This is a genomic window from Poseidonocella pacifica (genome assembly GCF_900111875.1).
Classification (GTDB): Bacteria; Pseudomonadota; Alphaproteobacteria; order Rhodobacterales; family Rhodobacteraceae; genus Poseidonocella; species Poseidonocella pacifica.
Genome location: NZ_FOJU01000001.1, coordinates 572,513 through 596,482, shown reverse-complemented (window position 1 = coordinate 596,482; position 23,970 = coordinate 572,513). Strand labels below are relative to the sequence as shown.

Annotated in this window: 23 protein-coding genes; 10 read left to right on the top strand and 13 right to left on the bottom strand. The window is 59.5% G+C overall.

Annotation, left to right across the window (positions count from 1 at the left end; all coding sequences use genetic code 11):
- Window positions 1–31: 31 nt before the first annotated feature.
- The 9 genes from BM234_RS02850 to BM234_RS02810 all read right to left on the bottom strand — a co-directional run bounded on the left by BM234_RS02850 (window position 32) and on the right by BM234_RS02810 (window position 7,862).
- On the bottom strand, window positions 32–1,180 hold the full coding sequence (locus BM234_RS02850; RefSeq protein ID WP_092060412.1) for a c-type cytochrome: 1,149 nt from the start codon (window positions 1,178–1,180) through the stop codon (window positions 32–34).
- Window positions 1,164–2,423 (bottom strand): sulfite dehydrogenase, encoded by a 1,260-nt coding sequence (gene soxC, locus BM234_RS02845; protein WP_092060410.1) that lies wholly within the window; start codon window positions 2,421–2,423, stop codon window positions 1,164–1,166. The genes BM234_RS02850 and soxC overlap by 17 nt, the downstream gene beginning before the upstream one ends.
- A 34-nt stretch (window positions 2,424–2,457) precedes the next feature.
- Entirely contained in the window at window positions 2,458–4,155 is a 1,698-nt protein-coding gene (gene soxB, locus BM234_RS02840; RefSeq protein WP_092060408.1) for a thiosulfohydrolase SoxB, read from the bottom strand.
- A gap of 92 nt (window positions 4,156–4,247) precedes the next feature.
- Complete coding sequence (gene soxA / locus BM234_RS02835; RefSeq protein WP_092060406.1) at window positions 4,248–5,102, bottom strand: sulfur oxidation c-type cytochrome SoxA; 855 nt, start codon at window positions 5,100–5,102, stop codon at window positions 4,248–4,250.
- A gap of 57 nt (window positions 5,103–5,159) precedes the next feature.
- Window positions 5,160–5,489 (bottom strand): thiosulfate oxidation carrier complex protein SoxZ, encoded by a 330-nt coding sequence (gene soxZ, locus BM234_RS02830; RefSeq protein ID WP_092060404.1) that lies wholly within the window; start codon window positions 5,487–5,489, stop codon window positions 5,160–5,162.
- 18 nt (window positions 5,490–5,507) lie between these two features.
- Window positions 5,508–5,924 carry a thiosulfate oxidation carrier protein SoxY gene (gene soxY, locus BM234_RS02825; RefSeq protein ID WP_092060402.1) on the bottom strand — a complete coding sequence of 139 codons (417 nt, stop codon included), beginning with the start codon at window positions 5,922–5,924 and terminating at the stop codon, window positions 5,508–5,510.
- A gap of 22 nt (window positions 5,925–5,946) precedes the next feature.
- Window positions 5,947–6,423: a sulfur oxidation c-type cytochrome SoxX gene (gene soxX / locus BM234_RS02820; protein ID WP_092060400.1), complete on the bottom strand. Its 477-nt coding sequence runs from the start codon at window positions 6,421–6,423 to the stop codon at window positions 5,947–5,949.
- Between the two features lie 111 nt (window positions 6,424–6,534).
- Entirely contained in the window at window positions 6,535–7,110 is a 576-nt protein-coding gene (locus BM234_RS02815) for a thioredoxin family protein (RefSeq protein WP_092060398.1), read from the bottom strand.
- Between the two features lie 14 nt (window positions 7,111–7,124).
- Complete coding sequence (locus BM234_RS02810) at window positions 7,125–7,862, bottom strand: cytochrome c biogenesis CcdA family protein (protein ID WP_092060396.1); 738 nt, start codon at window positions 7,860–7,862, stop codon at window positions 7,125–7,127.
- 47 nt (window positions 7,863–7,909) lie between these two features.
- Here BM234_RS02810 and BM234_RS02805 point away from each other — a divergent pair, with 47 nt between their 5' ends.
- The 10 genes from BM234_RS02805 to BM234_RS02760 all read left to right on the top strand — a co-directional run bounded on the left by BM234_RS02805 (window position 7,910) and on the right by BM234_RS02760 (window position 14,942).
- Window positions 7,910–8,311, top strand: a complete 402-nt coding sequence (locus BM234_RS02805; RefSeq protein ID WP_092061324.1) for a thioredoxin family protein — start codon at window positions 7,910–7,912, stop codon at window positions 8,309–8,311.
- Between the two features lie 3 nt (window positions 8,312–8,314).
- A complete protein-coding gene (locus BM234_RS02800; protein WP_092060394.1) occupies window positions 8,315–8,644 on the top strand; it encodes an ArsR/SmtB family transcription factor in 330 nt (109 codons plus the stop codon).
- 41 nt (window positions 8,645–8,685) lie between these two features.
- Window positions 8,686–9,735, top strand: a complete 1,050-nt coding sequence (locus BM234_RS02795) for a YeeE/YedE family protein (RefSeq protein ID WP_092060392.1) — start codon at window positions 8,686–8,688, stop codon at window positions 9,733–9,735.
- 279 nt (window positions 9,736–10,014) lie between these two features.
- Window positions 10,015–10,272 carry an STAS domain-containing protein gene (locus BM234_RS02790; protein WP_217645940.1) on the top strand — a complete coding sequence of 86 codons (258 nt, stop codon included), beginning with the start codon at window positions 10,015–10,017 and terminating at the stop codon, window positions 10,270–10,272.
- 4 nt (window positions 10,273–10,276) lie between these two features.
- The gene (locus BM234_RS02785) at window positions 10,277–10,651 is read left to right on the top strand and encodes a response regulator (RefSeq protein WP_092060388.1); all 375 of its coding nucleotides are present in this window, start codon (window positions 10,277–10,279) and stop codon (window positions 10,649–10,651) included.
- A gap of 1 nt (window position 10,652) precedes the next feature.
- Entirely contained in the window at window positions 10,653–12,839 is a 2,187-nt protein-coding gene (locus BM234_RS02780; RefSeq protein WP_092060387.1) for a chemotaxis protein CheA, read from the top strand.
- Window positions 12,836–13,312 (top strand): chemotaxis protein CheW, encoded by a 477-nt coding sequence (locus tag BM234_RS02775; protein WP_245752459.1) that lies wholly within the window; start codon window positions 12,836–12,838, stop codon window positions 13,310–13,312. The genes BM234_RS02780 and BM234_RS02775 overlap by 4 nt, the downstream gene beginning before the upstream one ends.
- Window positions 13,313–13,329: 17 nt before the next feature.
- The gene (locus BM234_RS02770) at window positions 13,330–14,187 is read left to right on the top strand and encodes a CheR family methyltransferase (protein ID WP_092060385.1); all 858 of its coding nucleotides are present in this window, start codon (window positions 13,330–13,332) and stop codon (window positions 14,185–14,187) included.
- Window positions 14,188–14,206: 19 nt separating this feature from the next.
- Window positions 14,207–14,593: a response regulator gene (locus BM234_RS02765; RefSeq protein ID WP_092060383.1), complete on the top strand. Its 387-nt coding sequence runs from the start codon at window positions 14,207–14,209 to the stop codon at window positions 14,591–14,593.
- A gap of 13 nt (window positions 14,594–14,606) precedes the next feature.
- Window positions 14,607–14,942 carry a hypothetical protein gene (locus BM234_RS02760; RefSeq protein ID WP_092060381.1) on the top strand — a complete coding sequence of 112 codons (336 nt, stop codon included), beginning with the start codon at window positions 14,607–14,609 and terminating at the stop codon, window positions 14,940–14,942.
- A gap of 15 nt (window positions 14,943–14,957) precedes the next feature.
- Here BM234_RS02760 and BM234_RS02755 read toward each other — a convergent pair whose 3' ends face one another.
- From BM234_RS02755 to BM234_RS02740, 4 genes are all read right to left on the bottom strand, one after another.
- Window positions 14,958–16,172 carry an OpgC family protein gene (locus tag BM234_RS02755; RefSeq protein WP_245752458.1) on the bottom strand — a complete coding sequence of 405 codons (1,215 nt, stop codon included), beginning with the start codon at window positions 16,170–16,172 and terminating at the stop codon, window positions 14,958–14,960.
- A complete protein-coding gene (gene mdoH / locus BM234_RS02750) occupies window positions 16,159–17,937 on the bottom strand; it encodes a glucans biosynthesis glucosyltransferase MdoH (RefSeq protein ID WP_092060378.1) in 1,779 nt (592 codons plus the stop codon). Before mdoH ends, BM234_RS02755 begins: the two co-directional genes overlap by 14 nt.
- 168 nt (window positions 17,938–18,105) lie before the next feature.
- Window positions 18,106–19,626: an OpgD/OpgG family glucan biosynthesis protein gene (locus BM234_RS02745; RefSeq protein ID WP_092060376.1), complete on the bottom strand. Its 1,521-nt coding sequence runs from the start codon at window positions 19,624–19,626 to the stop codon at window positions 18,106–18,108.
- A gap of 468 nt (window positions 19,627–20,094) precedes the next feature.
- Entirely contained in the window at window positions 20,095–23,733 is a 3,639-nt protein-coding gene (locus BM234_RS02740; RefSeq protein WP_092060374.1) for a vitamin B12-dependent ribonucleotide reductase, read from the bottom strand.
- Window positions 23,734–23,970 lie beyond the last annotated feature (237 nt).

Genomic DNA, 23,970 nt, shown 5'->3' with positions numbered 1-23,970 from the left:
GCATATCAAACGGGCAAAATCACCAAATCCATCACTCGGAAAATTGCGCGAGATAGGCGAGGATCGCTTCACGCTCCTCCGGGGACCGAAGACCGGCAAAGGCCATTTTCGTCCCCTTCGCATAGCCCTTCGGCGCTTCAAGAAAATCGGATAAACTGTGGTTGTCCCAAGATTTTTCCATATCGCCCATCTCTGTGAGAGCTTTTGAGTATTTGAACCCATCTATTTGACCTATGCGCCGACCCAACAGGTTGTTGAGATGCGGACCGGTCCGGTTCCGGGCCCCTTCGCCGACTTGATGGCAGGCCTTGCATTTGCGGAACACTTTCTCGCCAGCGGCGATCAGGTCCGGATCGATATTCGCATCAGGCACCTCAACCACTTCGGGGATCTCGACGCTCGCCTCGTCCACGTTCGTCGCCGGGGCATCTTCGTCTTCAGGCGTCACATCAAGGACCGCAGCGCGCATCGTAATCTCAACGGCTTCCTTGCAATCGGACATGCAGACCTCTCCCGAGAAACGCCCGTACTCCGTCTCTGGGCGGTCATCGATCACGAAATTCCCCGCATTCGGCATCTCGACCTCCAGAAAATTTGCATCTGAAAGCACGAAGTCGTCCTCAACGAGGAAATTCGAGTAAAGGATATAGGCGACGATTGCATAGACCTCGTCATCCTCCAGCGTTTGGGCATTTCCGAACGGCATGGAACGGTTCACATAGTCCCAAGCAGTTGAAAGATGCGGCCAATACGAGCCAACAGTCTTGACGGGATCATCATCTGCAAGCGTCCCTTCGCCCCCGGAGAGCTTGGGCCAATTGCCGACGCCTTCGGCAAATTCCCCATGACAGGAGGCGCAGTTTTCCGAAAAGAGCACCTCCCCCACCTCGACCGATCCGGACCCTGCCGGCAACCCCGTGCCATCGGGACTGACGTCCTTGTCCCATGCTGCGATCTCTTCGCCCGTGGCAGCTCTTCCCAGCTCTAATGGCCCGTCGGCGGGTGCATCGGAGGCAGCGGCGGCGAACATCATCATGTAATCGGGATCCGCGTTGCCGTTCATTCGGGTCACGTCTTCTGGCACCATCGCGATGTTACGATCCGCGAAATTGTAGGCGACCAAAAGAGCACCGCCGGATGCGAGCGCCGCCGCTCCGAACAGCTTAAGAGATTTCGACATTTTCAGCCCTCCCATCCGCCTTGACCCACCAGGTCTGAATACCGTTGTTGTGATAGATCGAGTTCAGGCCGCGCACCTCACGCAGCTGATCCTTGGTCGGCTGCACGTACCCTGTTTGATCATGGGCGCGCGACTGCAGGAGCATCTCCGCGCCGTCCCATTCCAGATCGAGGTAGAACCGTGTGAGCGCCTTGGCCTTCCCTTCAGAAGCAAGACGCGCCTCGGTCCAGTTCTTGCCCCCGTCCGTTGTCACGTCGACGCGCGTGATCGCACCACGACCCGACCACGCCAGCCCGGTGATGACCATCGGCCCCGGCCCGTGCGGGATCGGCGATTGTGGGCTGGGGCTGGTGATGACCGACTTGGCATCCATCACCCAAGTCCATTTGCGCGACGTCCCGTCGGCCAGAGTATCCGTGTATTTCGAGGTTTCCTCCCGGCTCTCCACCGGGCCTGCCATCACTTCAATCCGACGGATCCACTTGATCCACATGTTGCCTTCCCAGCCGGGCACGACAAGCCTGACGGGATAGCCATGTTCCTTGCGCAGCGCCTCCCCATTGGCCTTGAAGGCAAGCAGCACATCATCAAGAGCCTTCTCCATGGGGATGGAGCGCCCATTGGATGAGGCATCATGCCCCTCCACATAGAGCCACTTGCCCTCAGGCTTTACCCCGACCTCTGCCAGCAGCGTCCGCAGCGGAATGCCGACATATTCCATGTTGTGGATCATGCCATGGGTGAACTGCGCCCCGTTCAACTGCGCCCCGGCCCATTCCATCCCGGAATTTGCCGCGCACTCGCAGAAGTAAACGTGGCTCTCGCGCGGGAAGCGCTCTAGATCCTCATAGGTGAAGACCAATTCCTTCTCCACCATACCATGAAGCATCAACCGATAGTCTTGCTTGCGCATGTCGATGGCCCCCGAATGATGCCGTTCGAATGCACAGCCCTGCGGCGTGATTGTCCCGTCAAGCGCATGAATCGGGGTGAAGTTGATGGAGGAGATCGTATCGGCCGTAAGCCATTCCACATTCCGGCGAACCACGTCGCTTTCATACTCGATCGGAAGCCCATAGGGGGTTGCATCCACCCCATCGCCAAAGCCCTGCGCCCAAGGCTGAATTTCCGTGATCAATGGGTCGCCAGCGGCCCGCGCCGCACCTGCACCAAGGGTCGCTGCGGCCGCACTTGTCAGGAAGGCGCGCCGGGACGCGCCCTTTGGGGTCTTGCGGATTGTCATGGCTTTCGCCTCCTTGGAATTCCGGTCCGGCGGCTCAGGCGCCGACCACCTCCACACTTGTATTCGGGGTCACGGTCACCGTGCCGGCTGATCGGATGTGGCGTTCCACCACGTCCCAGATCGGGGGGCCTTCGGTGCCCTCGTTGACGCTGGCCCACCCAGCGACGACGTAATTCCTCGACGGGTCGATTGGCTCACCCGTGCTGAGCAAGGTCATCTCACTGATCCGCTCACCTTGAGGTTTCGTGATATCGATCCGGTATCCCATGCCACCCACACGAACCATATCGCCACCCTGCTGATAATAAGGGTCGGGGTTGAAGATGTTGTCCGCCACGTCCTCCATCACCACATGGAGGAACTCTCCTGTCATCTCAGTGCGGTATGCCTCCGGATAGCTCATGGAGGTGACATTCCAGATGTCCTCGCGTGTGATCGCCTGCCCCGGCAGGACGGATGGCCCCCAACGCACACCGGGAGACAGCGCGATCTCTGCTTCGCGTTCACTCAGAAGCGCGTTACAAATCAGATCATCCCACGTCCCGTTGAAGTTCCCGCGTCTGAACAATAGTCCATCGGATTGCCCGATGACTTCGCTGAGTTGTTCAATATATGGGGCCCGCTGCTCCTCTATGACTGCGGCAACTTGCCGATCAGGCGCGATGACGTCAGAGAAAATCGGGATCAACTTGTGGCGGAACCCCATCATGCGGCCGTCGCGCACATCAAGATCGACCCGAGAGACAAACTTGCCGTTGGAGCCGGACGCCACAACAATGGTTTCCCCAACCAGCACAGGTTCGGGAAGGGCGTCATGTGTATGGCCCGACAGGATCACGTCAATCCCCGTGACAACCCCCGCCATCTTCTTGTCGACGTCAAATCCATTGTGGCTGAGACAGACCACGAGTTCGGCCCCCTGCCCCCGGACCTCATCCACCATCGTCTGCATATGCTCGTCTCGGATCCCGAAGGAATAGTCGGGGAACATCCAACCGGGATTTGCGATGGGCATATAGGGAAAGGCCTGTCCAATCACGGCGATCTTGACACCGCCACGCTCGAAGAACTTGTAGGGCGCGAAATCTTCCGCCGGCTCGTCCCATTCCGCGTCAAAGATGTTTTGCCCGAGTGCCGCGAACGGCAAACCGCCAACAATCTCGCGGACGCGCTCTTGGCCTAGCGTAAATTCCCAGTGAAAAGTCATGGCATCTGGCTTCAGCGCGTTCATGACGTTCACCATGTCCTGCCCGGCCGTGTGGTGACAGGTATAAGATCCGTGCCAGGTATCGCCGCCATCCAGCAAGAGAGCATCAGGCCGCGCCGCACGGATCGAATTGATCACGGTAGCGACCCGGTCGAGCCCCCCCATACGGCCATACCCCTTCGCCAGAGCGGTGAAATCGTCATAGGTCAGTGCATAATGGGAGGGCGAGTTGTCTTCGATCCCGTAGAGCCGGCGGAAATCGGCCCCGGTAATATGCGGCACGTCGCCCTTGTTCTCCCCCACACCGAAATTGATCTCCGGCTCTCGGAAATAAACCGGTTTGAGTTGCGCGTGGATGTCGGTCACGTGAATGAGGGAAACGTTCCCGAAATCGTCGAACTGCAGCAGTTGATCCTGCGTCAGTGCTTGCTGAGCGGCCAGGCGAGACCACTGTCCGAAGCCCGAGGCCCCATAAAGCGCCGAAGCGGCCATTGAAACCTGCAGGAAATCACGGCGGGAAATCATCGGGGCCTCATGCGTTGCGCGCATACATGCGCATGTTTGAATTGATTAGAGACGAAAAACCCGCGCCACGTCAAGCGGCGCGGGGCCCTACCTCAGTTGCGAACCGCCGGTGCCTCCACCGAAAGCCCGTTGCCACGGCTGGCGACATAAAGCTCCAGCGCAACGAATTCCGGGCTTCCTGCCGCATAGGTCTCTGCGCGCGTATCCCGTACGCAGCCTTTGAAGCGCCCATGAACGGTGTTGAGCTTGGCATTCTTGAGACGGTATGTCGGAAAACCGTTGATCTGGCCTTGGCTCAGGTGATCGGCACGGATCATGTTCCCGTAGTTTTGTTCATGGCAATTCGCACAAGAAAGCTCCAACTGACCCGTCCGGGTATAGTAGAGTTCCTTGCCCTGCTCCCATGTTTCGGCTGCGGGGCCGTCGATGGCGACATCCACAGGCATCCCACGCGATTGCAGGGAGATAAGTGCCTCCATCGCAGCCATCGGGGCGCTGTCGTATTTATAGGGCTCGGCACCCATGTTTGCTTCGCGGCAATCGTTGATCTGCATGCTCAGAGTTTGAACTTCGCCAGCCTTCTCATCCCACTTGGGATAGACCGCGCGAACCCCTTGCATGCTCGTCTCCACGTCGTCGTGGCAGGAGGCGCAGGACTTTCCCTCGCTCCCCTCGACAGCGTTCCACGTATCAAGCGCCTGATCGGTGTAGACCAGCGCCGGGTTCTCGAAATCATCCAGTTCCAGCGCCTGCGTCTCATCAGAGCGGAAGTGCCAGCCGGAAATCACCTCAGAGACGACCCCTTCGAGATGGGCGGGTGCTTCTGCCTTGGTGACGATTTCGATTTCTTCGTTGATGATGAGCGTATCGTCATCTGCTTCGGCCAGCGCCATGACCGGCAGCACGATCAGGGATGCCATAAAGGCGCGTCCTGTCTTTCGTTTCATTCCCGTATCCTCCCAATCGTGCCGGGCCCGGTTCACCCCGGACGCAGGTCAAGTGGCTCAGGCGACCTCGATCGCCTTCACTTCTTCATAAACGGAGCCGTCATCGTCGTACCACGTGAACTTGAACTCGCCCGTTTCCGGGACGGTCGCAAAGAACTCGAAGTACGGGTTGGTCGAAATCGCTGGTTCGAGCGTTACGTCGATAACGTTCTCTCCATTGAAATCGCACGTAAAGCGGTTGATGATCGACCGAGGAATAGTGTTGCCTTCGCCGTCCTTGCGCTGGCCCGATTCCATCTGGTGGCTGATCAGGGTCTTGATTGTGATGGTCTCGCCCGCAGATGCCGAGCCGGGAACCTTCACGCGCGGTTTTACACCGGATGCCATTGTCTCTTTCTCCTCTACTCAGCCGCCGCAGCCGCCGATGGTGACCTTCACGGTCTGCGCCGCGCGGGCGAAACTTCCGTCACCGAGCTTTGCGATCGCGACGACCTCTTGGGTCTTGGCAAGTCGGATTCGGGTCGAAGCGGCCTGATCGGCGGCCAAGGGACCGAAATTGAAGGTCGCGACCGGCGGTGTCGGGTTGCCGGTGGCCAGCACCATGATCGACGTCGCGCCGGGGGCGGACACTTCGATCGGCACGGTATTGCCATTCTCGGCGATTTCCGGCGCGATAAGCTCCAGTCCTTCGGATTTCATCTCCGCGCCGCCGGTAAACTCAGCCACCAGATCTTCCACCGAAGCGAACGATGGCATCGGCAGCACCGTGGCCAGTAGGGCCGCGCCACCTGCGGCAAGGGTTTCACGTCTCGTGAGATTCATGTCGATCTCCTCTTTCGTATTCTCAATCCTGCAACGTCATCAGATAGGCGACGACGTCTTCGACCTGCTGAGCGGTGAGGATCGGTTCGAGATCCTCCTCCTTGGCGGCCTTGCCGGTATAGCCATCGCCCGGACGTATGAAACCGGTCGTCTTGTAAAATCCGGGCATCATTGTCTCAGGGAAAATCATCTTGGCGTCGATCACGATTCCGCGCAGCTCAGCTTCGGTCCGATAGCCGCCGACGCCATTCAGGGGCGGGCCAACTTCACCGTGGAAGGGCGCTTCGCTCAGATCATCAACCTGATGACACGCGACGCAATTGCCCAAGCTGCGGGTCACCATGACTTCGGCACCCCGCGCGGGATCACCCGGCTCCCCGGTGAGCGACGCTTCGACCGCGCCATACTCATCGAATTCCACCTCACTAGGAACTGGTGGAGTGGCAAAAGCCTGCCCCGCAAATCCCACGGCTGCCAGTGTCAGTAGCACGTGTTTCATGTTTCCTCCCGTCGCCGCGTCCGTCCGGCTTTCTTTCAACCTAGCCCAGCGTCCCCGGCCAACGCAATAACAAATTCGAAAAATTGAATTCTTATATGCGTAAGGAGAGGGTCAATCCGTCGAGCCATTGTCGCGTTCACGGATTCGTCGCGCGTGGTACCGTTGAAAATCCTCTTCGTTATCGGCCAGATACCGCTTCTCCACAACCCAGGTCAGCATATCGAGAGTGGTACCGGGACCAAATGCGCCCGGCATTGTCGCGACTGCCGCCTGCGGCGCGCTTACCCCCTCTTCGACCGTCTCTGGCAGGAACATCATGGTCGGGGTGAAGAGAATCCCCCACTTGCGGGCCATGTCCTTTTCACTCAACGTCTCGCCGTCGAAATCCGTCACCTCGATATCACCATGGAGGTTGAGTTGAACGACGAAATAATCCTCCGACAGCATCGTGGAAATCTCCGGCTTGGGAAAGACTTCCTCGTGCATCTTGGTGCAATAGATACAGCCACGCTGCTCGAACATGACCAGAAGACGTTGGCCCGCGTCGGTCGCTTCGGCAAGGTCTTCGCGCAGATCCTTGAAGGTGTCCCGCATCCACGGGGCCTTGTGCAGACCATCGTCGCCCAGTTCCGCGGCCCCCGCGCCAAAGGCCCATATGAACGCGATCACAGTCAGGAATACTCTCATGTCTTTTCTCCCGGTCAGCCAAAGGATGTGAAAGCGGGGAACCAATCGATCATCTTCTGCGCGATCCAGTTCACCGTGTCAGTTGCTATGAGGATAGCAAAAAGTATCAGCATGGCGCCCATCACTTTTTCAACATTGGCCAAAGCCGCCCGATGGCGCGCGCACCAGGCCAGAAATGGACGAGCAAACGCCGCGGCCAGAACGAAGGGCGCAGTCATCCCGAGGCCATACACCCCAAGCAGCAAGGTTCCGCGCGTCAAATCTCCCATGCCGGACGCGATCATGAGGATCGAAGCGAGCGCAGGCCCTACACAGGGTGTCCATCCAAACCCAAAGGCGAGCCCCATGAGATAGGCACCAAGCACCCCCGCAGGCGTATCAGGGCCTTGCATCCGCGCTTCACGGTACAAGATCGGAATACGAACAACCCCGAGGAAATGTAGCCCGAAAACAAACAGAAATGCCGCGGCAACGTAAGACAACGGCTCCTTCCACTGTCCGAACCCCTGCCCGATCGCAGTCGCCCCGAGGCCTAGCAACATGAAGATGGTCGTGACCCCGAGGGAGAAGAAGATCGCCGAGAGCACGAGCCTGCGCTGCGCCCCCGGCGCGATGGCGCCGTCGCCGCGCAATTCGCCCATGGATATCCCGGCCATGTAGCTCAGGTAGAAGGGAACCATTGGCAAGATACACGGCGTGAAGAAGGACAGGAGCCCAGCCAGTGCAGCGCCCGCAAAGCTCAGATCGAACATCTCTTGGGCTCCTTGATTTATTCACATATTCAAATTACGTAAAGGTTGTGAAAAACGTCAACCGATATATCGGCTCCGCCGTTATGGCGCTTGCGCTGTCCCTGCCCGGTCTTGCCGCGGCTGTGGAACTTGTGATGGTCGAGGAACGTGGTTGTATCTATTGTGCCAAGTTCAACGCAGAGATTGCACCTGCTTACCCCAATACCCCCGAGGGCGTCTTTGCGCCGTTGCGCCGGGTGGAGGTCACCGATATCCCCGACGGCCTGCAAATCGTCCGTCCCATACGCTTTACGCCGACCTTCCTGCTTGTCGATGAGAATGTCGAAATGGCGCGGATCGAGGGCTATCCCGGGGATACATTTTTCTGGCCGCTCTTCGCTGAATTCCTGCGAGAGCATACCGATTTCGATACGCTGGCGGGTAGTGCCGCCCCAGACAAGGGACTCTAAGCCATGGCGCTTCCCGTCTTCGACGACAAGATGTCCGATGCCGATATGGACCGCATGGTGGAGAACGCCACCGCAGCGGCTGGGTTTCTCAAGGCGATAAGCCACGAGGGGCGCCTTATGATCCTGTGTCATCTGGTGTCGGGGGAAAAGTCGGTGACGGAACTCGAAGACCTCCTTTCAGCGCGACAGGCAGCGGTCAGTCAGCAGCTTTCGCGGCTGCGCCTTGAGGGGCTTGTCGTGCCTCGCCGTGATGGAAAGACGATCTATTATCGGTTGGCAGATGACCGTCCCAAACGGATGCTGGAGACGGTCTACGAACTCTTCTGCAAGTAGGCCGTAGCGTCGACATCCATTCGCCCGGGGAGGAGCGCAGGATGTATCACTGGGCGACCGATACGCAGCTTGTGGCCCTGATAGGCGCAGGTGGCGGCGTGCTCTTGGGGGTCGCAGCGATCTGGGGCCGGTTCTGCACGTTGGGCGCAATTGAGGATTTGCTCTACGGCGGTAGCAGCAGACGCCTCAGTATGTGGATCTTGGCTATTGGTATAGCGATCACCGCCAATTTCGCGCTCGCATCGGTTGGTCTTTTTTCTCCAGGCAGCACATTCTACCATCAGATGGTGTGGTACCCTTCGGCCTCCATTCTCGGCGGGGCTCTCTTCGGCTACGGGATGTCACTTACCGGAACCTGCGGGTTCGGGGCCCTTGCACGACTGGGGAGCGGAGATCTGCGATCCCTTGTCGTCGTGTTGGTCATGGGCATCAGCGCGGGGATTGTCCTCGCAGGTCCTCTCGCCCCGCTTCGACAAGCGGTATTCCCGCAGGCCATGGCGGACAATCCAGCCGGCCCGGCACATGCGCTTGCCGATCTGCTCGGTTTCTCCCTACCGCAAGCGGGGATCCTGATCGGTCTCGGCTTCATGCTCTTTGGACTGGCCGGAGTACGCCGCGATCCGCGCGCGATCCTTTGGGCTGGCGTGGTCGCGGTGGCGATCATCAGCGGCTGGTTCGGAACGTCGCTCGTGGCTCGGCAAAGCTACGATCCCATCACGACACTCTCCCACACCTTCGCCGCCCCCCTCGCGCAGACCCTCCTCTATGCACTACAGGGCAGCGCCCGAAGCCTGAGCTTTGGAGTCGGTTCGGTGAGCGGGGTCGTTCTGGGGGCATTGGTCGCGGCGACGTTGAAGGGCCGCTTTCGGTGGGAGGCTTGCGAGGACCCTCGGGAGTTGCGGCGCCAAATTCTCGGGGCCGCGATGATGGGCGTGGGCGCGGTGCTGGCGCTCGGCTGCACGATTGGACAGGGGCTATCTGCCTTTTCCGTTCTTGCGTGGTCCGCACCGGTCACCTTCGCCGCGATCTTCGCGGGCGCGGCATTCGGTCTACGACAGCTTATCACGGGGCTGTACCCAAAGCCTTACTGAGGGTGTGATGGCGTAGATTCGCGCACCTTGTCGTGGCTTTTGGCGCACGCGCCAATCCTCCATTGCCCGCCATCCTAACCGTGCATTAACGCTCTCCAACCAGCGGCATTTGGGAGCGTTACCTTAGGGGTAGTTTTTTGCTTTGGTCTTCTGATGGTTATGGGCGCGCTCTGGCGCCGCAGCCCCCATTCAGAACAGGGCATACGCTTTGTTAAAGGTTTGTACCTAGCGTCCTCCCAACGTGAACAGAAACGATCGAGGGCGCCGATGTCGAACTCCATGACACTGCCGGACCAGTTGACCACGGATGCCGCCCCCGGCCTCCTTGATGCACTGCGTGAGTATGAGGGGAACCCGCTGACCCTGTCTGCTCAGAAGGTAAGCTTTGTCGGCGGTCTATGCGCCCAGATCCTTTTTGCCGCTCGCCAGAAATGGGCCGCGGACGGGCTGAGCTTCGACATCGAGGGAAGCTCGAGCGGGTTCGAGGAATCGCTGGAGCGGCTTGGCTTCTCCGCAGACACATTTATCGGAGGATAATTGAATGACGCTCAAGGTTCTTGCCGTGGACGACTCCCTGACGATCAGGGAACTCCTCCGCTCCTGCCTCGTAAATGCAGGCTTCGACGTTGATGTGGCCGTAGACGGGGTGGATGGGCTTGAGAAGCTTCCCGCCGCCTGCCCCGATGTCGTCATAACGGACATCAACATGCCGCGCATGAACGGCTTTGAATTCATCGACGCACTTCGCGGCGGGGAAAACCCGACCAGTGTTCCGATCCTGGTTCTGACAACGGAAAGCGCGGCGGAACTCAAACAGAAGGCCCGCGACGCAGGAGCCACCGGCTGGATCGTGAAGCCATTCGACGAAACCAAGCTTGTCTCGGCGATCCGCCGGGTGGCGAATTACGCGGCCTGACATGTCAACGAACGATATCCGAGAAACATTCTTCCTCGAATGCGAGGATTTGCTGGAGGCGCTCGAGGAGGGCCTGCAGGACATCAATGATCAGAGCGCCGATGGGGCGGTCGATTCCGAATGCATCAACGCGGTATTCCGCGCCGTTCATTCGATCAAAGGTGGCGCAGGCGCTTTCAAGCTCGATGAGCTCGTGCACTTCGCCCACACCTTCGAAACCGTTCTCGACGAAGTCCGCAACGGCAAACTGCTCCCCGACTCAGATGTCATGGGTGTGTTTTTCCGCGCCAACGACCGGCTCGTGGATTTGGTCAATGCGGCGCGCGACGAAGAGCCCGTGGATCCGGCGGACAACGCCGCGATCGAGGCCGAGCTCAATAAATACGCCCCCGCCGAAGAAGAAGAGGTCGACGCCGGGGACTATACCCCCATGGGTCTCAGCTTCGATTTCGAATTGCCTGATCTCGACGATCTGGATCTTGGCCCGGCAAAGACCCAGATCGGGTATGAAATCCACTTCCGTCCCTTCGATCAGCTTTACGGCAACGGGAACGACGCCGCGCACCTGATCCGCGCCCTGTCCGAACTCGGGGTTGTGACAGCCGAGGTCGACACAAGCGGCCTGCCCGCCTTCGAAACGATGCGCGCAACTGGTGCCTGTCTTTCGTGGAAGATCACGCTCATGACGGACGAATCCGAACATGTCGTGCTGGATGTCTTCGACTTCGTGGATGGCCTCTGCGAACTCACGGTAGATCCGATCTACGAAGAGGCGGACACCCCGGTTGACGACGATGGCGACACCGGCGCGGGAGAGGAACTCGAGATGGCTGACTTTCCCGAAGATGACGCGCCGGAAGCGACCGCGGCCGCCCCCGATCTGCCCATGGCTTCCGCTGTGGAGCCGGCCGACGCTGCTGAGCCCCGCTCCGCTGCCAAACAAGAAAGCGGGCAAGCCGCCGCTAAGACAACGAAGGCAACGATCCGGGTCGATCTGGAACGGGTCGATCGCTTGATCAACGTCGTGGGCGAACTCGTCATCAATCAGGCAATGCTTTCACAATGCGCCAAGGAAGCGGGCGTTGGATCCGGCACGGAAATCGCGGCTGGACTTGATGAATTCAAACAGCTGTCCCGGGAAATCCAGGAAAGCGTGATGGCGATCCGCGCGCAGCCCGTGAAATCCCTGTTCCAGAGAATGTCGCGCATCGTGCGAGAGGCGTCTCACGCCACGGGCAAGACGGTCAAACTCATCACCCAAGGCGAAGCCACCGAGGTCGACAAGACCGTTATTGAACGCCTCGCCGATCCCCTGACCCACATGATCCGCAACGCGGTCGACCACGGGCTGGAGAAAACGGAAAAACGGCTTGAGAACGGCAAGGACAAGGTTGGACACGTCACACTGACGGCGGCCCACCGGTCCGGCAGGGTCTTCATCGAGGTGTCGGATGACGGCGCGGGCATCAACAGGGAGCGCGTGCTTCAGATCGGTATCGAAAAGGGCATCGTCGATCCTTCGGCGGACCTGAGCGACACCGAGATCGACAACCTGATTTTCGCCCCCGGCTTTTCTACGGCGAGCGAGATCTCGGACCTCTCCGGTCGCGGCGTCGGAATGGACGTGGTGAAAAGTTCGATCCAATCTCTGGGCGGGCGGGTTACGATCAACTCCACTCCCGGCAAAGGCTCCGTCTTTACCATCAGCCTACCCCTGACCCTCGCGGTCATGGAAGGCATGGTCGTGCAGGTCGCGGGCCAGACGATGATTGTCCCGCTGACGGCCATCGTCGAGACACTGCGACCCGAGCGCGAGGAAATCCACATGCTCGGCACCGGTGACGAAGTGGTCTCCGTCCGCGGGATGTTCCTTCCGGTGGTCGATTTGGCTGCAAGTTTTGGCTATCGCTCGGCACAGCCCTACACCTCCAGTCAGGTGCTCTTGCTCGTCAACACCGATGACGATCACACCTATGCCCTGACCGTGGACGCGATCCATGATCAGCGTCAGGTGGTTATCAAGGGCCTGAAGGAAAACTACGGGGATCTGACCGGCATCGCCGCCGCGACGATCCTCGGTGACGGACGCATCGCGCTCATCATCGATACCGATGCGATCTATGAGCAGAACACGGCTCAGCCCACCCTCATGACATATCAACCCAACGCGATGGGAGCTTCGCAATGACCAGCGCTGCTGTAGCAATGCCCGATACCAACAGCACCGAATTCAGCGAGTATGTCGCTTTTCGGACTGCGGGACAGGATTTCTGCTTCGACATCATGAAGGTGCGCGAGATACGCGGCTGGACCGAGGCGACCGTTCTGCCCCATGCCCCGAGCTATGTGCTTGGCGTGATCAACCTGCGCGGTTCCGTGGTTCCGATTGTCGATCTTGCCGCACGGCTCGGCCTTCCCACGACAGAGCCGCATGATCGCCACGTGATCATCATCGCGGTCGTCAACACGCAGATCATCGGACTGTTGGTGGAAGCGGTTTCCGACATTCTCGGCGTAAGCGAGGAAATGGTGCAATCGACTCCCGATGTGGCTTCGGAAACAACCAAAGCCTTCATTTCAGGGGTCATTCCCAAGGATGAGAAAATGATCCGTCTGATCGATATCGAGCGGATCCTCCCCCAAAACGATCTTGAATCCTGAGCGGGTAAGCAACGTCAATGAGTGGTCTCGAATTCAATTTTACCGAAGCCGATTTCCGGACGCTCTCACGGCTTGCCCTTGAGGACGCCGGGATCGAGTTGAACGAAGGCAAGCGGACGCTTGTCTACTCCCGGCTCGCAAAACGGCTCCGGTCACTCGGGTTGCGGGATTTCTCTGAGTATTGTTCCTTGATCCAGGAGCACGAAGGGGCACAGGAAAGACGGCATTTCGTTTCGCAACTCACGACAAACGTGACGAAATTCTATCGAGAGTCGCACCACTTCGATCACCTATCGGCTCATGCGATTGGCCAAATCCGGGAAAAGACCCGGCGCGGTCAGCCCGTGCGGATCTGGTCGGCGGCGTGTTCCTCAGGCGAAGAGCCGTATAGCATCGCAATCGAACTTGCGAAGCATATGACCCCGCAAGAGCTCAGTCATATCAAGATCTTGGCCACCGATATTGACAACAAGATCCTGGCCTCGGCATCAAAGGGGATCTACCCTGCCACCGCGCTGGCCAATCTCGCACCAGAACTCAGACAACGGTTCTTTACTGAGACAGACCAATCCGGCGCGTTGCAGGTTTCGACCGAAATCCGTCAACTTGTGACCTTCCGTCATTTGAACCTCATCAAAACCTGGCCCGTAAAAGGCCCCTTCGATGCGGTCTTCTGCCGGAATGTCGCGATCTACTTCCCGGACAATATCCAACACGACCTCTGGGAGAACTTCTCACGCGTCATCGCGAAGGACGGATTTCTCTACATTGGCCACTCCGAACGGATTACCGGAGCGACCGCTCGCCGCTTCACATCGAAGGGCGCAACAATCTATCAGCTGACCGATGCCGTCGGCGCGCGCAGCAACGCATAAACATAAATGAGGCAAGACGATGTCGCTTAAAGAGAAACTCAAGGTCATGGTTGTGGACGACATGTCGACGAGCCGCGGCCTCATCACCCAGGCTCTCGACGAGATCGGGATCGTGAATTACGCAACGTCGAACGATGGGAACTCTGCACTCAAGGCGCTTCAGGCCGCCCCGGTGCACCTTGTGCTTTCGGACTATAACATGCCCGGCGCGAACGGTCTGGACCTGCTGCAGGGCCTGCGCAAGACACCGGCGACCCAGCGTATCGGGTTCATCCTCATCACGGGCAAGGCCACGCCGGACATCATCCAGAGGGGGCAAACTCTCGGCATGAACAACTTCATCAAGAAGCCGTTCTCCGTACCCGAAATCAAAGGGTGTATCGAACAAGTCGTCGGCAAACTCTGAGCGGGACGCAGGTATGGACCAGCCCCCCTATGCGACTGCGGGAGACCTGTTCGAAAGGCTTGCCTCGACCCTGCGACAGGCCGAGGCAAACCTGAAAGGCATCGAGACCGAGCTTTTCTCGACACTCGCCGATGCCGGGCATCTTCCGCCAGCCTTTCAAGGGTTCGACCGCGAATTGCAGCGCGTACAGGACGTGATCAGCATTTGCGCCGAGGCGGCCTTGCGGGGCCAAGGCTCCGCCCGCTATCCCGTCGACGACATCACGGCGCGATGCCAGTTGCTTGACGTGAAAAACACCATCCTAGGGGATGAAGCTCAGGGGGAGCATTGCCCCGTGGAGCTTTTCTGAGGCGAAGGGCCGGATCTATCCGGCCCGCGCCACGATCCCGCCAGTTCCGACAGTCGTGTCCGGCGTTGACGCATAGCTTGGAGCGGCTTTTCGGCGGCCCAGCGTTTCGGCCAATCCCGCCACGATCAACATGATGACGACGCCGATGATCGGCAGTGTCAGTTGCAGAACCGTGGCCTCTCGCGAAGCTTCCATCGCTACGTTCGACAGCAGCGACAGGATCGTCCCCGCGCTGAAGACAAGCAAACCTTGACGGCCGAGCAAACGCAGCGGCGCAGCAAAGGCACTGCCCGAAGCGCGCAGCACCGAAGGCATGCAAGACAAAACATACGCCAACGCCAAGACGTGGAGCAGGCGTGGTGCGGCAAGAAACGTCTTGTCGTGCGATACGATGTTGAACGGGACGCCAAGCCCGCCCAATCGCGCCATCTGGCTATTGAGAAAAGCGCCGAACCCCGGGACATAGCGCCATGCCAATACAAAGAGTAGAAAACCCGCGCAGAGGGCGAAGAGCCCATTCGATCTCGGCACGAACCGCTCGCCCCGTCGCAGGGCTATCCCGGTCAGAAGCCCGACAACAAAGATGAGTTGCCACGCTATGGGATTAAAGAACCACCCGCCGGGATTGGGATAGTTCGGCAGATTCAGCCGCCAAACCCCCGCAGCAAACCACAAGGCAACTGATCCCGCCAAAAGCCAAAGGGGCTTTCGCACACCAATGGCAATTGCGAGAGGGGCGGCAAGAAGGAGGACGCAATAGGCCGGCAAGATGTTGACGTAGCCGAGTTGGTGCGTCAGCGCAGGTATCCCGATGAGCGTGGCTTGGGTATTGGCGAATAGCTGCCGGAGGTTGATCGTCTCAAGCAGGTCCGGCACTGCGAAGAATTGCGCGCCAGCGCAATAAATCGCGATTGCCCAGAGCGTTAGGAACAACTGCGTCAGGTAAAGTGTCCAGGCGCGATTCCACATTGGGGAAATCGCGGGCCAATACCCATCCTTGGCAACTCTCTCAGGCTGAAACCGACCGCCATAGGCAATGCCAGCAGCGACGCCAGACATGATAAAGAACGCCTCCGCCGCGTCGGAGAAGCCGAAATTGCGGATGGTCAGCGCCTCATACGGGTTGCCCGGAACGTGGTTCACAAAGATCGTGACCAACGCAAGACCCCGAAAGGCATCAATCCGAGGATCTCTAGGCCGACGGGCCGGTTTCTGATCAGGCGATTGCATTGGCATCCGCCTCTACGTAGTCCACGGCGGGCTCTGTCCCGCGCCAGCGGACGTGTATATCGCGATACGTCCGCACAACCGCCGGTACTTCGGTTTCCTCTGGCGAGCGGAAGACCGCATGGCTCAGCGCTCGGGATGTCCAGCTTATCAAGAACGGCGCGACAAGCATGGGAAGGCAAACCGGCAACAACCAAAGCGTCAGACCGGGCGCGACCCAAGCGACCGCGCTCAGAGACAGCGCTCCGATGAGGACAATCCAAGCGCCGGCCTGCAAAGCGCTCGGCAGCGGAATGATCCCCTCGCCGCGCTGGCTGGATGGCCAGCCCCCATCACGGCCGGAGAACACCTGAAACACCGCACGGGTTTGATAGAGCAGCATCAGAGGGGCCAGCAGCGAGGTAAGCAAAATTTCCGTCACCACGGACAGAAACGCGCGAAATCCACCACCAAATCCGCGCGCCCGGCCCGACAGGATTGCCCCCATCAGGATCGCGACCTTCGGCACGATCAACAAACCACCGATCCCCACAGCAAGTGCCGTGATTTCCTTGGTTCGGTCATCCGGGAAAACGGGGAACAACTGGTGCGGGTCGGGGAAGTAATCAGGCTCGACCGCCATCAGCGCTGCCAAGATCGAGGAGATCAAGAAAGCGGCCCACAGTACTGATACGAGGTAGGAAAAGATTCCTTGAAGGAACACGAACCTGCTCCATCCCGGCAGGCCCGGCGCGAACAGAAGGCGCATGTGTTGCAGGTTTCCCTGACACCATCGGCGATCCCGCTTTGCATAGGAAAGCAAGTTTTCGGGGCCTTCTTCGTAGGATCCGCCCAAGCGGTCATCAACCAACACTGACCATCCAGCACGCGCCAAAAGAGCGGCCTCTACATAATCGTGGCTGAGGATTGGGCCCCCGAATGGGGGCTTTCCGCGAAGCTCTGGAAGGGCACAGCTTTCGGCAAAGGCACGTACCCGAATAATTGCGTTGTGACCCCAGAAGGGTCCAGTCACACCCTGAATCCGCGCCAGACCACGGGTGAAGGTTGGGCTATGAAACGCCGCCGAGAATTGCATTGCCCTACCGAAGAACGAATGCGCCCCGACGATCTTCGGCAAGGTTTGCAGCACGCCAATGTCAGGTTCGGCGACCATGCGCGCAATCATGGCACGAACGGTTTCGCCCTCCATCAAGCTGTCAGCATCCAAAATCACTGCAAGCTCATAAGCTCCGCCCGATCGCCGGATAAAATCTTCGATGTTTCCGGCCTTGCGCCCATGATTGTCTGCGCGCCGCCGGTAGAATATCCGCCCTTCTCCATTGGTTTCGGACAGCAAGCGCTCAAATGTGATCCGTTCAAGCTGCGCCGCGTGTTCGTCACGGGTGTCGGACAAAACCGCGATATGAAGCGGCAAGCCAGCCTGCGCGAAGGATCGATCCATCGCGGCGATGCGGGCAAAGGTAGAAACCGGATCTTCATTGCAGATAGGCACAAGTACAGCCGTCGGCGGGGGTGGGCCGGAGAGGTCGGGCAAGGGAGCGGTCCGACCAGCAGGCAGGCCCAAGAAGGCAAGCGCCGCCCCCCATGCGAGCCACGCGGTGGTGATGAAGATCAGCACACCCCGCGCAATGTCCCACACATCGACACCGTCCTGAATAGCCGCATCGACAAGCAAGCCGGTCGCCAGAGAGGCAGCCAGAAACGCAAATGTCAGCGCAGACACCCGAGAGGCGCGCGTCGCAAAATCAGGAGCAGGCCGGAGCGCCATGGCGGTATCAGCCTCGACCGCGGATCATGAAGACACCCGCGAACCGCGTCATGAGACGCGCACCGAAAGTTTCGGTCTCAAGCGTCTGCCGAGGCATCGCAAGCGGGGCCTCCGGCGGCATCCACCGCGCAACTCTCTCACTATCAATCGAATTAGAAGTCTCAGTGGTCATTGTTTCATCCATTGGTAGAGCCAAGTCTCCGAAAGATCGCGTCCGTAGCCGCTCAGCTTGGCTTTCAATTCGACGACCGCCCCCGCGGGGCCCTCGGCCTCGATCACGAGGCGCCAGACATCCGTGCCGCTGATCTTGCTCAGGACAACCTCGGTGACAGTTCCGTTCGCCGCGCTCACATGAGGCGTAACTTCGGCGTCGCCCGGAAGTTCCCTCATCGCGCCGCCGCCGAAGTCTATGACGAATTTCCGCCGATCAGACTTGGCCTCAACCCCAGCGACACCACCTGCACCCACCCGAGTGCGCAGAATTTGAGCGAGATCGGGTTGCACATGTCCGGGCGGCTCTAGCCCCCAGTGGAGCCGATACGAGAATTCCAGCTCATCCCCTGCACGGGTCGGCTCTTCGGGAATCCAGAAAGCGACAATATTGTCGTTACCCTCCAAATCGGACGGGATTTCAACCAGCCGAACAGTGCCCGCACCCCAATCCCCGAGGGGTTCGACCATCAAGGACGGGCGCTTTTCATAGTGGGCCTGGGCATCGAGGTAAAAATCGAAATCGCGATTTCGTTGCACAAGGCCATAGCTGCGAGGGCTGCGCGTTCCAAGATAGGAACTTGCCAGCCGCGGTGGGTTGTTCAGGGGTCGGACAAAGGTTTCGTCGCGGGAATGCAGGATAAGCGCTTCGCTATCATGAACGGCGGAGCGGAAATCGTTGAAGGAACCCGGATCACTCCCCCCAAAGAGGAACATCGATGTCAGTGGCGCAATGCCAAGCTGGGCGATATCATCACGCAAGAAAAGCCGCGCCGTCACTTCGATCCCTGTGGTTTCACCGGGACGGACCACAAAGCGATAAGCCCCGGTGACTGACGGGCTGGTCAACGCGGCGTAGATTGTGACAGTCTGAGCGCCCGGGCCGGGGCGCTCCAACCAGAACTCGGAGAACCGAGGGAATTCCTCGCCATCCGAATGCCCGGTGTTCACCGCCAGCCCCCGCGCGCTCAGCCCGTAAACGGTGCCTTCGCCCAAAGCCCGGAAATAGCTCGCCCCAAGAAAGGCGATCAACTCGTCATGCCGGTCAGCACGGTTGAGCGGGGACAAGAGCCGGAAGCCCGCAACGCCGGGCATCTCGGCATCTTGTGGAATGCCCTCGCCCACATCGCCGCCGTATTCGAAATCCGATGTTGTAAAGCCCAGAGATTGCACCGCGCCATCGCGCACTTCGTGGATCGCGACCGGCTCTTCAAAGAGCCATCCCATGTGAAACGCCTGCAAGCGGAACGGCTGATCCCCATCCTGCCAACGCGAACGATCCCTCTCGAACCGGATACGCTGATAATCATCATAGTCGAGATCCGCGAGAAATCCTTCAACCGGCTTGGGCGCCTTGTAGGGCTCCTTCGCCGCGGCGCGCATCCGGTCAGTGAGAATATCGAAACTGAACGCCTCGGGCGTCTCCTGCGCGAAGGCATAGCCACCGCCCAGGGCGGGGATCGCGGCAGTGGACGACATGGCCGCCAGAAAGGCTCTCCGGTTAAAAGACTTCGGGTGCGGAGTGGAAATCGTTTCGGTCGCGAATCTGGTCACGTGGGTCCCCTACATCGTTGTGCAGCGCGCATATAAGTGGGACGGCTTTGCCCCGCGACAATGGGGCATGCATCGCGGCACAGCGAAATTTCGCCGCGAACCGGCAATTCACCGCCGGAACCACCCTCAAAGGGGGACGGTCAAGGATCGACGGCGGAAATATGCGCAAAAAACAAGCGGTGCCGGGATGGTGGAGCACAGAAAAACGGGGGGCAATGCCCCCCGCAAGTTTCACCGTTCAAGCTCGTTATTTGATGTACCGCTCGTTTCTGCCTGCGGCTTGATCGGCGTTAAGGACGAGCGCACCCGCCCCTTGTCTCTTCGGAAGGCGCTCTTGGGTCCCCTTCCGTCTTTTTCGATGCCCCGGAAACATACCGGGGCAACTGAAACCCTTTAGCTGCAGCCGGATGTGGACCCGCAGGTATTGCACTTCATGCAGGTGCCGTTGCGCACGAGCGTGTAGTTCCCGCAATCCCCGCAGGCCTCGCCCTCATAGCCCTGCATCTTGGCACGGGTCACGGCGCTCGCCACCGAGGTTGTCGTCGTGGTGTGAACCTCGGATGCGACAGTCACCGCCGCGTCTTCCGTGCCCGTCCGCAACATCTCCGCGCGCGGACCGGTCGCCCCGCCTTGCAGCACCACAAGATCCTGCGGCAGTCGCTTGCGGAGATACCCAGTGGAGCTGATCTGCTTGAGAACTGCGAGCGACCGGTTCGCCGCCGCGTCCGTTTCGGTCGCGGGCCGTTTGCCCTCCGCTTCACCCAGACCGATGGCATCGAACGATGCGCCTTCGGGCTTCACATGAGCGAGATCCGTACGGTCGAGATAGGACACGGCCAGTTCACGGAAAATATAGTCGAGTATCGAGGTGGCATTCTTGATGCTGTCGTTGCCTTGCACCATGCCTGCGGGTTCGAATTTGGTGAAAGTGAAGGCATCGACGAACTCTTCGAGCGGCACCCCGTATTGCAGCCCGACAGAAACCGCGATCGCAAAGTTGTTCATCATCGCCCGGAAGCCCGCGCCTTCCTTGTGCATGTCGATGAAGATTTCGCCCAGAGACCCATCGGAATATTCGCCGGTCCGCAGGTAAACCTTGTGCCCACCCACAATGGCCTTCTGCGTGTAGCCCTTGCGCCGCTCGGGCATCTTTTCGCGGTGCGAACGGACGATCTCCTTGACGATGACCTTCTCGACGATCTTTTCGGCGAGAACGGCCGCCTTCTCCTGTGCCGATCCCCGTTCCAGAATCTCCGCCGCGTCATCATCATCCTCGACGAGCGAGGCGGCGAGCGGCTGGCTCAATTTGGAGCCATCGCGGTAAAGGGCGTTGGCCTTGATCCCCTTGCGCCAGCTCCGCTCATAGGCGGCCTGACAATCCTCGATGGTGGCGTCATTCGCCATGTTGATCGTCTTGGAGATCGCGCCGGAGATAAAGCTCTGGGCGCCCGCCATCATGTCGATATGCGCGTTCACCCCGAGGTACCGCTTGCCGACCTTGCCGCATGGGTTGGCGCAATCAAACACGTGATAATGCGCCGGGTCGAGGTGCGGGGCACCCTCAAGGGTCATCGTGCCGCAAACATGGTCATTCGCCGCATCGATCTCTCGCTTGGAGAACCCAAGGTGACGGAGCATATCGAATGTCGGATCTGCCAGCTTCTCGGCCGGAATTCCCAGCACTTCGGTGCAGAAGTCTTCCCCGAGGGTCCACTGGTTAAAGACAAACCGGATATCAAAGGCCGAGCCGAGCGCCGCTTCGATCCGTTCGATTTCACCCTGCCCGAAACCATGGCCGACAAGTGCGGTGTGGTTGATCCCCGGCGCGTTGCCCAAGGTCCCATGCCCTACCGCATAGGCGACGATTTCTTCGCTCTGCGACGTGCTGTAGCCAAGCTTTTCGAGGGCCGCTGGAACGGATTGGTTGATGATCTTGAAGTAACCGCCACCCGCCAGTTTCTTGAACTTTACGAGAGCAAAGTCGGGTTCGATCCCGGTCGTGTCGCAATCCATGACGAGGCCAATGGTGCCGGTGGGTGCGATGACCGTAGCCTGAGCATTGCGGAAGCCGTTGCGCTCGCCCAGTTTCAGAGCCTCGTCCCAGCAGGAGGTTGCGACGTCGAGCAAACTCGCATCGGGACAGTTCTCATGGTCCAGCGCCACTGGCTTGATCGCAAGCCCTTCGTACCCGTCCGTCCGACCGTAGGCCGCCGTGCGGTGATTGCGGATCACCCGCAGCATATGGTCAGCGTTACGCGCATACCCTGGAAAGGGCCCAAGCTCTCCGGCAATCTCGGCAGAGGTAGCATAGGCCACACCCGTCATCACAGCGGTCAGCGCGCCGCAAAGCGCACGCCCTTCATCGCTGTCATACCCAAGCCCCATGGACATCAGCAGCCCGCCAATATTGGCGTAGCCAAGACCAAGAGTGCGGAAGTCATACGACCGTTGCGCAATTTCCTTGGACGGGAACTGCGCCATGAGTACGGAAATCTCGAGTGTCAGTGTCCAGAGCCGGGCCGCGTGGACATATTCTTCAACCTGAAACTTGCCGTCCTTGTAGAAGGTCAGCAGATTCATCGACGCAAGGTTACAGGCCGTATCGTCGAGGAACATGTATTCAGAACACGGGTTGGAGCCGCGGATCGCCCCATCTTCGGGACAGGTATGCCAGGCATTGACCGTGTCGTGATACTGGATGCCGGGATCGGCGCAGGCCCAGGCCGCATGGCCAATCTGTTCCCACAGATCGCGGGCCTTGATCGTCTTGGCCACCGAGCCGTCGGTGCGCCGGATCAGTTCCCAATCGCTGTCGGCCTGCACCGCTTCGAGGAAGGCATCGGTCACGCGGACGGAGTTGTTGGAGTTCTGGCCCGAGACGGAAGCGTAGGCCTCAGAGTCCCAGTCGGTGTCATAGGTCGGGAACTCAATGCTGGCATATCCCTGCCGCGCATAGTCCAGCACGCGTTTGACATATGTTTCCGGGATAGCGACCTGCTTGGCGCCGCGGATCGCATCCTTGAGCTGGACGTTCTTGGTGGGATCAACAGCGTCTTCGGTGGCCCCGTCCCACGCACGGATCGCACCAAAGATCTCGTTCAGCTTTGCTTCGTGCATCTTGGAACCGGCGACGATGGAGGCAACCTTCTGCTCCTCCTTCACCTTCCAGTTGATGTACTCCTCGATATCAGGGTGATCCGCATCGACGATGACCATCTTGGCCGCGCGTCGCGTGGTGCCGCCAGATTTGATTGCGCCAGCCGCCCGGTCGCCGATCTTCAGGAACCCCATGAGGCCGGAGGATTTGCCGCCCCCCGAAAGCGATTCCCCCTCGGCGCGCAGCGAGGAGAAGTTGGTGCCGGTGCCCGAGCCGTACTTGAACAGGCGGGCTTCGCGAACCCACAGGTCCATGATGCCGCCGTCGCCGACAAGATCGTCCTTCACGGATTGGATAAAGCAAGCATGGGGCTGGGGATGCTCATAGGCGCTGGTCGATCTGGTCAACTCGCCCGTCTTGTAATCCACGTAGTAGTGGCCTTGTCCGGGGCCATCGATGCCATAGGCCCAATGTAGGCCGGTGTTGAACCACTGGGGGGAGTTTGGCGCCGCAGTCTGCGTCGCGAGCATGACCCGCATTTCGTCGTAATAGGCGCGTGCATCCTCTTCGGAAGAGAAATAGCCGCCCTTCCATCCCCAATAGGCCCACGCGCCGGCAAGCCGATCGAACACCTGCTTGGAGGATGTCTCGCCCGTGGTCGCGGTGGTTTTGGACGCCGGGACGGAGCGCCACAGAAACTCGGGCACACCGGCTTCGCGAACGCGCTTGAGCTTGACCGGAACTCCGGCTTTGCGGAAATACTTTTGCGCAATGACGTCGCTGGCAACCTGGCTCCAGCTTGCGGGAACCTCCACCTCGTCGAGTCGGAAAACCACCGTGCCGTCAGGGTTGCGGATTTCGGACGTCGTGGTCACGAACTCCAGATCGGCATAGGCGTCGTTGCCCGCTTTGGTGAACTTTCTCTCGATCTTCATTGCGTTGCCCTTTGCCCCTGCATCATTCCCGGCTCGTCGCGCAAAATCGATCCCGCCCCCGAAAGGGGTGTTCCGCAAGGGAAGTCTGCGGCCATGCCGCCGGTAGTGGAGTTTGCGTTTGCCTGCGTCTTGGGATCACCACCATATGTTGTGGTTAACCCGGATGGTCCGTACAACCTGAACGATCTATATGTAGCGGGTCAACGAATATTTTACCCTAGATAGGGTGATTTTGCG

Excerpts from the sequence above, each read along its gene's own strand:
- BM234_RS02775 (WP_245752459.1), top strand. The coding sequence starts at position 12,836 with ATGACCAGCGCTGCTGTAGCAATGCCCGATACCAACAGCACCGAATTC.
- soxA (WP_092060406.1), bottom strand. The coding sequence starts at position 5,102 with ATGAAACGAAAGACAGGACGCGCCTTTATGGCATCCCTGATCGTGCTG.
- BM234_RS02815 (WP_092060398.1), bottom strand. The coding sequence starts at position 7,110 with ATGAGAGTATTCCTGACTGTGATCGCGTTCATATGGGCCTTTGGCGCG.
- BM234_RS02755 (WP_245752458.1), bottom strand. The coding sequence starts at position 16,172 with ATGCAATCGCCTGATCAGAAACCGGCCCGTCGGCCTAGAGATCCTCGG.
- BM234_RS02790 (WP_217645940.1), top strand. The coding sequence starts at position 10,015 with ATGACACTGCCGGACCAGTTGACCACGGATGCCGCCCCCGGCCTCCTT.
- BM234_RS02785 (WP_092060388.1), top strand. The coding sequence starts at position 10,277 with ATGACGCTCAAGGTTCTTGCCGTGGACGACTCCCTGACGATCAGGGAA.
- BM234_RS02745 (WP_092060376.1), bottom strand. The coding sequence starts at position 19,626 with ATGTCGTCCACTGCCGCGATCCCCGCCCTGGGCGGTGGCTATGCCTTC.
- soxX (WP_092060400.1), bottom strand. The coding sequence starts at position 6,423 with ATGAAACACGTGCTACTGACACTGGCAGCCGTGGGATTTGCGGGGCAG.
- BM234_RS02795 (WP_092060392.1), top strand. The coding sequence starts at position 8,686 with ATGTATCACTGGGCGACCGATACGCAGCTTGTGGCCCTGATAGGCGCA.
- mdoH (WP_092060378.1), bottom strand. The coding sequence starts at position 17,937 with ATGGCGCTCCGGCCTGCTCCTGATTTTGCGACGCGCGCCTCTCGGGTG.
- BM234_RS02740 (WP_092060374.1), bottom strand. The coding sequence starts at position 23,733 with ATGAAGATCGAGAGAAAGTTCACCAAAGCGGGCAACGACGCCTATGCC.
- soxC (WP_092060410.1), bottom strand. The coding sequence starts at position 2,423 with ATGACAATCCGCAAGACCCCAAAGGGCGCGTCCCGGCGCGCCTTCCTG.
- soxZ (WP_092060404.1), bottom strand. The coding sequence starts at position 5,489 with ATGGCATCCGGTGTAAAACCGCGCGTGAAGGTTCCCGGCTCGGCATCT.
- BM234_RS02760 (WP_092060381.1), top strand. The coding sequence starts at position 14,607 with ATGGACCAGCCCCCCTATGCGACTGCGGGAGACCTGTTCGAAAGGCTT.
- BM234_RS02770 (WP_092060385.1), top strand. The coding sequence starts at position 13,330 with ATGAGTGGTCTCGAATTCAATTTTACCGAAGCCGATTTCCGGACGCTC.
- soxY (WP_092060402.1), bottom strand. The coding sequence starts at position 5,924 with ATGAATCTCACGAGACGTGAAACCCTTGCCGCAGGTGGCGCGGCCCTA.
- BM234_RS02850 (WP_092060412.1), bottom strand. The coding sequence starts at position 1,180 with ATGTCGAAATCTCTTAAGCTGTTCGGAGCGGCGGCGCTCGCATCCGGC.
- BM234_RS02800 (WP_092060394.1), top strand. The coding sequence starts at position 8,315 with ATGGCGCTTCCCGTCTTCGACGACAAGATGTCCGATGCCGATATGGAC.
- soxB (WP_092060408.1), bottom strand. The coding sequence starts at position 4,155 with ATGATTTCCCGCCGTGATTTCCTGCAGGTTTCAATGGCCGCTTCGGCG.
- BM234_RS02780 (WP_092060387.1), top strand. The coding sequence starts at position 10,653 with ATGTCAACGAACGATATCCGAGAAACATTCTTCCTCGAATGCGAGGAT.
- BM234_RS02765 (WP_092060383.1), top strand. The coding sequence starts at position 14,207 with ATGTCGCTTAAAGAGAAACTCAAGGTCATGGTTGTGGACGACATGTCG.
- BM234_RS02810 (WP_092060396.1), bottom strand. The coding sequence starts at position 7,862 with ATGTTCGATCTGAGCTTTGCGGGCGCTGCACTGGCTGGGCTCCTGTCC.